This window comes from Mucilaginibacter sp. (assembly GCF_041660805.1).
Lineage (GTDB): Bacteria > Bacteroidota > Bacteroidia > Sphingobacteriales > Sphingobacteriaceae > Mucilaginibacter.
The window spans coordinates 1-10,364 of record NZ_JBAZVP010000059.1 but is presented as its reverse complement, the minus strand read 5'-3'; the positions used below and the strand labels follow the sequence as shown (position 1 = coordinate 10,364).

Below are 10,364 nucleotides of genomic sequence, written 5' to 3'. Positions count from 1 at the left end.
AGGTCGGTGCCCAATCTTAAAGTTAAACCCTTCATCCAAAAGATGAGGGGTTTCTTTGTTTAAAATACTTTTTTCCTGATCCGCCTATCTGCACATTCACCTGCCTGCACATCTGATCCCCCCTTAAAGTGTTCACGTTCACGGCCGTGAACACCCGTGAACATAAATAAACAGCTTATAACCAGGTAGTTGATAAATCAGCTACTGACAATATTGTGCCACCACTTTTGTTATTTGCAGAGGTTATATTTGTGGGTAAGGTACAATCCGTATCTTCTGATAGGCCGGCCGTTTCCGGCCCATGTTTCAGTTCTCACAAATACTTTTCACTTTAAAATGACCGACAACCATACTGCCGAACGCCCGGAATTTATCGAAAAAATACGTGCCGGAGCCAGGGGCGTAAAATATCGCCCGGCTAAAAGATCAAAAACAATAGATAACACGCATGTGGACCCGGAAACATGCCGTTACCTGTTCTCAGTTGCTACCGGTAAACGCTGGATGGAACTTGGCGAACGTGAGCCCGCACCTAAAATGTTGTTTGGGGAGCTTTGGCACGAGGGCGAACTGTGTATCCTGTTTGCCGATACCAATGTGGGTAAATCGGTATTGGCCGTGCAAATTGGCAACAGCATAGCCCTGGGCAAGCCAATTGCGCCGTTTGCCATGGGTGCCGAACCCGCAAGGGTGCTTTATATCGACTTTGAACTTTCTACAAAACAATTTTACCAGCGCTATACGAGTGCCGAAGGCGATCACAACTTTCCGTTTAGTTTTTTCCGCGCCGAATTTTGCCCCGATAACGCCCTAATTGGCAACTATAGCAACTACGACGAACAAATTATTGCAGGCATCGCGTATAAAATAAAACTGGTAAAAGCCACGGTGCTCATTATTGATAACATCAGCTGCCTGCGCGGCGGTATCGAAAACGCATCTGTTGCACTTAACCTTATTAAACACCTCAAAGCGCTTAAAACCGATTACAACCTGTCCATTTTGGTGCTGGCCCATACACCCAAACGCCGTAACCCCGGCTCACCTATCTCAACCGACGATATGCACGGCAGCAAGCTACTTATAAACCTGGCCGACAGCGCTTTCTCCATTGGTACAAGCGCCGCCGACCCACACCTGCGTTACCTTAAACAAATAAAGCAGCGCAGCTCTGCACAGGTATACGGCGAAGACAATGTATGCCTTTGCCGGATTACAAAGCCCGGCAATTTTTTACAAATGCAGTTTGAAGGCAACAGCCCCGAACGCCTGCACCTGCGTAACCGCCTGTTAAACCAGCATATATTAGCCCCAAAAGTAGCCGAACTCGCGGCCAAACGTTACAGCCAGCGGCAGATAAGCAAAGAACTTCATGTTGCTGTAGGATTGGTTAATAAGTTAATGCCGAGATGATAATTCGTAATTTAAATTTCATTAGCCCATTGGGACCGACAGGGCTACACTTTGGCAAACAGATGTGTTAATGTTAGAGGGTTTTCTTATTGTAAACCCTAATCCAATTTTTTTCAAATGCAAAACTTTTTAAATAACCTTTCATCTGAAGCTTTTCTATTATAGTTATATTGAAGTTGTTTAAGGGGAGCTTGACTTGTTTGCCTCTTTGTGACAATCTTTTATAGGGTTCGTCCAAGGATTCCAACAGCTTATCGGTTAATGATAAGTCTATTTGAGGTAAATACTTTTCAAACAAAACAATGCTATCAGATTTGAAAATACTTTTGGTAATTATTATGGATAATAGTGAATTTGTTATAACGTAATCTGGATCTGAAGAAATGACAGATCCTGCATAGCTTGCTAAGAGAGTATTCCTCTCAATTTTATCCTCTGTTAAATCACCTAAGAGATTTATTTTATTAGCGTTGGAAATAGAAGATTTAAACAGGTCTACATAATCAGTGTCTACCAAAGCATATAAATTTTTATTGTTTAAATAAGAAGCAATGTTACAACCTATATATTGTCCCACCAGTTTTGGGAATTTTTCTTTAATCAATTCAAATTGTTCGATATTTAAAGTTAATTTCTTTTTAATTAATTTTTCTACCTTGTCATCTGAAAGATCAGTTACATCTAATTTACCATTATAATGATAAGGGTTACTTTGAATTAGAGCGTCGTAAACGTCGTTCGAAAATTCGTTTTTTAACAAAGTTTCTAATGAAAATTTAAAATTTAGTTTATCGCCTTTGTTTGTAGTGTTAAAATTGATTTTCCGGAGATTGTTATATACTTCGGGGTAGCTTAAATAATCAAATAAATGTGAATCCAACTTATCAACATACTCAAAGTAGTCTAAAGTATTTTGCCAATTTATTTCAAGTTTTTTATTATCAAATAATGTCGACCAAAGATCTTTTTGTACTATGCTTTCTACTTTTGAAATTTTAACTAATTGGTGTTCGATAAGCTTTGTTTTATTATTGATAGATAATTTATTCACATCGAAATTGAGAAGTTCTATAACGGCGCTTTCATCTTCTTGTGTATTGTTAATATTACTCAAAATGATTGTTTCAACGTAGGTATTAAGATCTTCAAGTATGTATTCATATAATTGTTTTGCGCCTGACGACTTTATAGTAGTGTAATTTGCTATATCGAGCATGGAAATATTTAAACTAGAGTTGTTCGCTTTTTGTGTAATCATAATTTTAATCATATTCTCATTTAACTCATACATCCAATTTTCATAGATATATGTTAAAAGCTCCTTTGATGCCTCAACATTTGATAAAATAGGAAAATAGATATTAATGTTATCTAGTAATTTTTTAGCTCCAGCAAATTCATGTGGGTCTTTAAAAATCTCGATAAATTCTGACAAATCAGTAATAAATATAGCTAGGGAACCATTTTTATTTAAAGTATTAATGTCTTTTCCATCAACATTTACGGCAATTATTTTTAAATAGGAAATCTGCTTTTCTTTTGAAAAGTTTGAAGTGTTTGCTATGTAATCCCAACCCCCAGACCAATTTTTAAATAGATTTTTGAAAAATTTAGGTTTTTGCTTTCCATTAATGAAATATGAATCTATGTATTGTAAAACGATATCACTTTCATTGCTCAGTTGCTTGAATAGATTGACAAAGTGTTCCTTGTAAGTCCCAGATTTAATAAGTATATAGTCAGTTAAATTATAATTTAATATTGCCGGTTCTGTAAAATCATCCACATCTAATCGGCTAATCAATTTTTCAACCTTATTAAGTTCAAAATCGAATTCACGTAATTCCCTATTAGCAACGCTTAATGCAAACTCCATATCATTTATCATTAAATGGCCGGGATAGAAATAAGATATGAGAATATTATAGTGTTCGTTTATATAACCATTTCTAATAAGATAAACTAATAAAGGGGCATTCTGAAATCGGTCATCGAAATAACCAATTGGATCAGGTTCGCTCTTAAGCATTTGAGCGATTTTTTGCTTTTGAACGACATTAATTTCTAGCGTTAATTTTTCAATATCTGATTTTAATTTGTTTACACCGTTTAAAATATGTTCATTAATCAACGTTTCTCGTTCTTTAAAACTAGATTTTGAGTTGACTTTAGTTTCAATTGCCAAAAACGATTTTCCAGTATTTGCTTGTCTATTTTGTCCATAGCTAGTACTGTAATGGTAATAAGCTATATTAGATTGTTTGGTAAGCCAATCAAAATCAATTTGATTTAATCTAATTTGAGCCAGTGTTTTCATTTCACCATTCACAATTATTCCGATAGCACTATCAAATTCAGAAATTATTTCGACCAAGTAAACAGAGCGCAACTCTTCGATACTTAAGTGTTTATTATCTTCAATTCCTCGAATACTTTTTGTAATTGTTGTAATTTCATTTGTTTTTTGTTTGATTATTTCATTTTTAACAGCCCTCGCGCTTTCAAAAACTCCGTGAAGGATACCAGATTTATTATGAAGAAATGCAAAGTCACTTGGGTACATATTCTTGTAAACAATCATTGCAAATAATTCTTCATCTTTTAGGGTTATGTCATTTAGACTTTCGCGATACAATAAAAATTCATTAAAAATATTCTTAAGCACGCGCATATCATCAATAAAAAGCGTTACATCGCTTAAAAACTTTTCACTAATATTCAAATTAAGGCCTGTATCTTCTATCTTCTTTATCATAATATCAAAAGAATTTGAAGAGTTGATTACGGGTACGATGGGAATTATGAAATCAAAGAATTTTGTTCGAGTTTTATCTTTAAACATGTCGTCTTTAATGACATATATAAATACTATTCTTCTATTTACTTGACCAGATTGGTTAATTAATATATTTAACTCCCTAAGCTTAGTAAAAATTTCAGGGTCATTAAAACGATCCAGATCTTCAATAAAAACGACATTGAATGAAGTTACCTCGAAATAATATAATATTTCGTCTAAATGCTTGTTTAAAATTGATGTTTCACTTTTGGGATCAAATTCTAACTCACCTTTTGTCAAATTGATTTTATTAAATTTTGAAAAATTAAACAATCTAATAATATAACGGCTTAAAAAATATAAGGAAGGTGCCAAAAGAATTAAAGCGAAATACTTAAACCAATCACAGTAAGGGTCTGTGAGATTATTCCACCATGATAAACTTTCCCAAAAGGTAGGAGTAAAAAGTATAGAAAGACCTGTAATTGTAATAAATACAATTAAAATGTACATGAATAACCGGATATTACCAAGGCTTTTTATTCTATTAAATCTAGAATCAGGAATATCTCGGCCTTCAACCTTATAAAACATTTGTTGTAATATGCTTAGCTCTATAAGCCTATGTCTTTCCTCATAATTTGTTGGTTTTGTATCAGGTTTTTTTATTTCAGATGATTCCTCTTTCTGAATTTCAATTTCATCTTGAAAAGACCCTAGCGAAATATTTAAATAATAGTATTCTGGGTAAGATTTTTTAAAAGTTTTTAGAATGCTTGTCTTGCCTGAACCATAGGGCCCAGTTAAAGCTATATTTTTTATATTTTGATTTTTTAAAGCCCAATTCAATGCATTGAGATATGGCTCGCTTTTTTTTACATCATCAATTGGAGTTAAGTCTTCATAGTTAGTTTTTTTTTCACTAAGCGGCTCACCTATATTTTCTAGTAGCTTGGAGAGTTTTTTTTGAACTAATGGAATAATTCGAAGTAATATATTTTTTAGTTTTAACTGCATAAAATTTAGGTATTATGCTAAGTTACTTAGTTTTAAACCAATTAACAATTATTAGTGTTACATATCTCATGTCTTCCCCCCAAACCCGATAGCAGCGATACCGGCCCTCGCGACTAAGGCCTGCAGGCGTATGAGCGCATAGCGGGGCTGCAGCATCCATAAGCACCACAACAGTACCTTTACTTATTTTGGGTCATTGAGTCATTTTACTGCGCTGTCATTAAGTCATTGGGGAATGGTTCATTAACCTTGCAGGCGCACAGACGGAAAGTCAGCTTAAAATGCGGCATAGTGTAACGCTCGGATGGCACCGGCTCTGAAGCACCACTACCTTTCACAGGGCGGGACCAAGCCGCGACTTTTCTTTGGTTACTTTCTTTTGAGAGAAAAGAAAGTGACAACCACAGGCTTGGCATAAAGCAGCACCCCTTACCTAACGGAGAACTAACCTATCGGGAGATTATTAATAAGTTTAATTATCCTTTAAGGTATTAATGAGCTCCCTACGGTCGGTTGTCTTCGTACCTCGCAATGACGCGGTTGGCGGGGGAGGATGGGCGCTCACCGAACGTCCTACGAGATTATTAATGATTTTAATTTTTCTTTAAGGTATTAATGAGCTCCCTACGGTCGGTTGTCTTCGTGCCTCGCAAAGAACATATTTAATTATATGGGTCATGCTGAGCTTGTCTTGTCATGGTGAGCTTGTCGAACCACATTGCGGGGCGGGCCTTTGCACACGTCCTTCGACAAGCTCAGGATGACCCCAGCAAATGTCATTTCCCCTTCAGAGGTCGCTGGATTTTAAAACTCGGAATGACGCGTTTGGGGATCATCTGCAATCTGCATATCTGCACATTTAAAATTTGCACATCTAATTGCATATCTGCACATCTAACCCTATCTTAAACCCCAATTACAAACCCTTATAAATTTTACCTTTATGAAAATTGCTATGCTTGGCTCGGGCTTTATTGCGCGTTTCTACGCCGATTCGCTGATAGGCCACCGCCGGTTAGATACCCTGCACGCCGTGTACAGCCGCGATGTGGCAAAGGCCAAACAATTTGCCAGTGATTATAAACTCCCCGTGTACAGCAATAATATGGACGAGGTGGTGAACCATCCCGAAGTTGACGTGGTGGTGATATCGCTCCCCAATGATCTGCACCTTGCCGCCGTTGAGGCTTGCGCCAAAGCGGGTAAGCATGTGCTGTGTACAAAACCCCTCGGTCGTACCGCTGCGGAGGCCAAACAAATGTTGGATCTGGTGGAGCAGGCAGGCGTAATGGGTGGTTACCTGGAAGATCTGTGTTATACGCCAAAGTTTAATAAGAGCCTCGCCAGTGTAAAGGCGGGTGCTTTGGGCAGGGTGCTTTGGGCCAAAAGCCGCGAGGCACATCCCGGCCCGCACAGCAACTGGTTTTGGAACAAGGAGCAAAGCGGCGGCGGCGCAATAGTCGACTTAGGTTGCCACTGTATTGAGATAGCACGCAGCTACATTGGGAAGGATATCAGGCCCGTTGAGGTAATGTGCTGGGCGGCAACGCAGGTGCACCCAATTGATGCAGAGGATAATGCCATTGGCATGGTGAAGTATGCTAACGGAGCAATCGGTCAGTTTGAGGTAAGCTGGTGTTTTAGGGGCGGTATGGACCTGCGCGACGAGGTGATGGGTACCGAGGGCACCATCTGGATAAACAACTTCCTGCGCACGGGGTTCGATATGTTTAGCACCGGCAAGGGCGGCGGTTACGTTGCCGAAAAGGCCGAGAGCAGCAGCGGATGGCTCTTCCCCGTAGGCGATGAGGTGAACGAACTGGGCTACAACCACATGTTTACCGATATGTTTGAAGCTATTGAAGGCAAGCGCGAACCGGCAGAAACATTTTACGATGGTTACGTGGTGAACGCCATTATAGATGCAGCCTATGCATCGGCCAAAAGCGGTATTTGGGAACCCGTTAAAATAGATGACTGGCGCGGCAGCAACGATACCAAAATAGCATCAGACTTTGCCGTGTACGACGACCAGTATTACTTAATAAAAGAAGAGATCCTTCCCCACGGCGATAAAAAACTCCTGTTAAAAGACAAAGTAACCGGCGAGGTAGTGGTGAGGGATATGTAATCCCCTCCCCCCTGAAGGGGGAACAGAAGTTCTGTATGCTCTTCAAAAGCTCCCCCTTTAGGGGGCTGGGGGGGTTAATAAACAAATTTATACCCTATACCCCGTACCGTTTGCAAATAGGTAGGCGAATCGGGGTTGTTCTCAATCTTTTTGCGGAGGCGTACAATGTGCATGTCGAGCGTGCGGGTGTTTACATCGGCATTGTAACCCCAAACTTCCATCATCAGTTCTTCGCGGTTAATTACCTTGTTCTTGTTCTTTAAAAAGTAAAGTAAAATGCGGTTCTCTAATATGGTCAGCTCTGTTTTACGGCCATCCTTTATTAACAGGTGAGTGTTTGGCAGGTGCTCCATATTACCAAACTTATGCGATTCGGTTTTTTCGTTATTCAGCGAGAACTTAATTTTACTGTCAATCATCGCTACCAAAACATCCATATTAAAGGGCTTGGTGATATAGTCAGATACGCCAAAATTATAAGCCCCTATCTTATCAATATCCTGTGCTTTGGCGGTCATCATTATAACCAGCTTATCAAAACCTTTCTCCCTCAGGCTGCTGCACACTTCCGATCCTTGTTTGCCGGGCAGCATCCAGTCAAGCAGTACAATATCGGGTTGCTCTTCAAGTATCATACCTTCGGCTTCTTCGCCGTTACCGCTTTCCAGTACTTTATATCCTTCTGTTTGTAAGCGTTCGGCTACTAAAAACCTAAGGTTTTCGTCATCTTCTATCAGCGCTATTTTAATTTCCTTGTTCATGTGTAATAAAGTTATATATACAATTGCCCCTGTATGAACCAACGCTTTGCTATGTGCATTAACTACAAAGCTGTACGCTCCTGTGGGTAATATTTAAAGGTATAGTTTTTTTGTAATTTTTAATTCTCTAACGGCAAGGTAACCACAAATGTCGAACCTTCGTTAATTTTACTGTTTACACTAATATCGCCACCCATAAAGTTCACCAGCTCCTTGCAAAATGCCAGGCCAAGGCCCACGCTTCCATTCTGATTGTACTGGTTCTCTATCCGGTAAAACTTCTTAAATACATCTCCCTGCTCGGCTTTGGCCATACCAATGCCCTTGTCTGCAAACGCGAATACTAACTTATGCTTTTCTTGTTTAATATGTATAGCCAGCTCTTTTTTACCCGGGTGCGAATATTTGTAGGCATTCTCCATCAGGTTTTGGAAAACACTCCCCAACAGTACCTGATCGCTGTAAAAGTGATCTACACCCTCAATTTCATAGCTCAGGTTAAAATCAGGGTATTTAATTTTAAAGGTATCAATGTACCCCTTTACAAAGCTTTTCAGGTTTATTTCCTCACGATGAACATTAATAGACCTGTTCTCTAACTGTGTAAATGATAACAGCTTGTTCATCAGGTCATTCAGCTTATCGGCTTCTTCATCTAAAATTTTACCGTAATGGCGGCGCTGCCGTTCGCTTAATTCAGCATCGCCCCTTAAGTTTGATCCCGCTATTTTTATTACGCTTACCGGCGTTTTAAATTCATGGGTAAAGTTGTTTATAAAATCGTACTGCAGTTTAAATACTTTTAGGTTGATGTTCAAATTGCGGAATATTAACCAGCTTATTAATAATAAGAAAAAATAGATCATTAATACAATGCCGCCTATCGGTAAAAACCTTCTGTCAATTTCGCGTTTAAGGTGACTGCTGGCGGAGCTGAAGTACAGTTTAAAATTTGAGAACGCGCCTGGCAGGGGCACCTCCGTAAATATTTTTCCGCCCTCCACATCCAGCGGGTCATAAACCACGGGCTGTATGGTTACCTGCTGATATAATTCGGGATGCGAATTCTTTACATTCAGCATGTGGGCATCAAGCAAAAAGGTCATCATGTTTTGCTTATAAAATGCCGGGGATTGTTTGTTATTGAACAATGCACGATAGTTTTTTATATCCTCTCTGCGCGGGATGTTCAAATAGCTTATTTTATCAGGCTTAACATCGTAAAAGGTTTTAAATATCTCATCCTGGGTAGGCACCCTCGCGGTATCAGCAACCGCTATAAAGTTGCCCAGCTTAGCGGCCATTTCCTTAAAATCGCTTTCATATACCGAGGTAATATCTTTTAATCCGGATACAGACCCGCGTTTTAGTTTATACCTGTAAATAGCTTTTACCCATATACCTTCAATATTGTGTACCGGGGGCTTTGCTGCCGGTTTACCTATCTGTATATCATAAAACAGCACCCTGCGTACAAATGGGTAGCTGCGAAAAACCGTTGCTGAGTAATTAGCTGCCGATGTTGAATCTAAAAACCCCTGATAGGAGGTTATCTCGGGGATTTTTATCTCGAAAAAATCGTAATAAGGTTTAATGGTTTGCTCAAGCACTTCAATTTTTTTAGAGGCAAACTCATTCTCTACATACTTGGCAGTAAGGTTATAGGCAATAATAACAGCAACTATCAGGCTTACAGTTATCAGCACAATAAAAGCGATGATCAGCGAAAAATTCTTCCGGTATATGTTTTTCTCCCCTTTCATAACAGGTTAACGTTTAACCTGCATGTTAGTATCCAGGAATTTCTCTATCTCGGCATACATTTCCATACGGTTATGCTCGCTTTTGAAAAAGGCCCGCTCGTTTTCTTTCAGGCGATAAGTTACCGGTACGTTCCGGTTTTTTAACTCGCGTACAAACTGGTTCAGTATGCTGATGTTGGCCTGCGGATCTTTAGCTCCCTGGAATATCAATAGAGGGCTTTTAATTTTATCAGTATGGAAAACCGGTGATATAGCCCTTAACTGCTCGGCATCTGTTTCGGGGTTGCCTATCATCTCATAAGTCATTTGCTGATAAGGCTTGGCAAACGGGGGTACATCTTTTAAATAAGTAAACAGGTTAATGATGCCGTATTTTACAATAGCGCAGTTATAAAGTTCGGGGTGAAATGACAAACCATACAATGCCGAAAAGCCGCCAAAACCACCGCCAAAAATGGCTATCTTTTTAGGATTAGCTATTTTATTGGCAATTAGCCAGT

Annotated in this window: 6 protein-coding genes; 2 read left to right on the top strand and 4 right to left on the bottom strand. The window is 39.0% G+C overall.

Annotated features, from left to right (window positions below; all coding sequences use genetic code 11):
* The first annotated feature begins 336 nt into the window (after positions 1 to 336).
* Positions 337 to 1,413 (top strand): AAA family ATPase, encoded by a 1,077-nt coding sequence (locus WC743_RS27865; RefSeq protein WP_373016831.1) that lies wholly within the window; start codon positions 337 to 339, stop codon positions 1,411 to 1,413.
* A 73-nt stretch (positions 1,414 to 1,486) separates the two neighbouring features.
* Here WC743_RS27865 and WC743_RS27860 read toward each other — a convergent pair whose 3' ends face one another.
* The gene (locus tag WC743_RS27860) at positions 1,487 to 5,209 is read right to left on the bottom strand and encodes a hypothetical protein (RefSeq protein ID WP_373016830.1); all 3,723 of its coding nucleotides are present in this window, start codon (positions 5,207 to 5,209) and stop codon (positions 1,487 to 1,489) included.
* A gap of 943 nt (positions 5,210 to 6,152) precedes the next feature.
* On the opposite strand from WC743_RS27860, the gene WC743_RS27855 reads away from it, so the two are divergent.
* Positions 6,153 to 7,340, top strand: a complete 1,188-nt coding sequence (locus WC743_RS27855; protein WP_373016829.1) for a Gfo/Idh/MocA family protein — start codon at positions 6,153 to 6,155, stop codon at positions 7,338 to 7,340.
* A 74-nt stretch (positions 7,341 to 7,414) separates the two neighbouring features.
* Here WC743_RS27855 and WC743_RS27850 read toward each other — a convergent pair whose 3' ends face one another.
* The 3 genes from WC743_RS27850 to WC743_RS27840 form a co-directional block, all read right to left on the bottom strand.
* Entirely contained in the window at positions 7,415 to 8,101 is a 687-nt protein-coding gene (locus WC743_RS27850) for a response regulator transcription factor (protein ID WP_373016828.1), read from the bottom strand.
* A 119-nt stretch (positions 8,102 to 8,220) separates the two neighbouring features.
* Positions 8,221 to 9,864, bottom strand: coding sequence for a sensor histidine kinase (locus tag WC743_RS27845; protein WP_373016827.1), 1,644 nt, complete (start codon positions 9,862 to 9,864; stop codon positions 8,221 to 8,223).
* A gap of 6 nt (positions 9,865 to 9,870) precedes the next feature.
* A partial coding sequence (locus WC743_RS27840) for an alpha/beta hydrolase family protein (RefSeq protein WP_373016826.1) occupies positions 9,871 to 10,364 on the bottom strand: 494 nt, incomplete at its 5' end.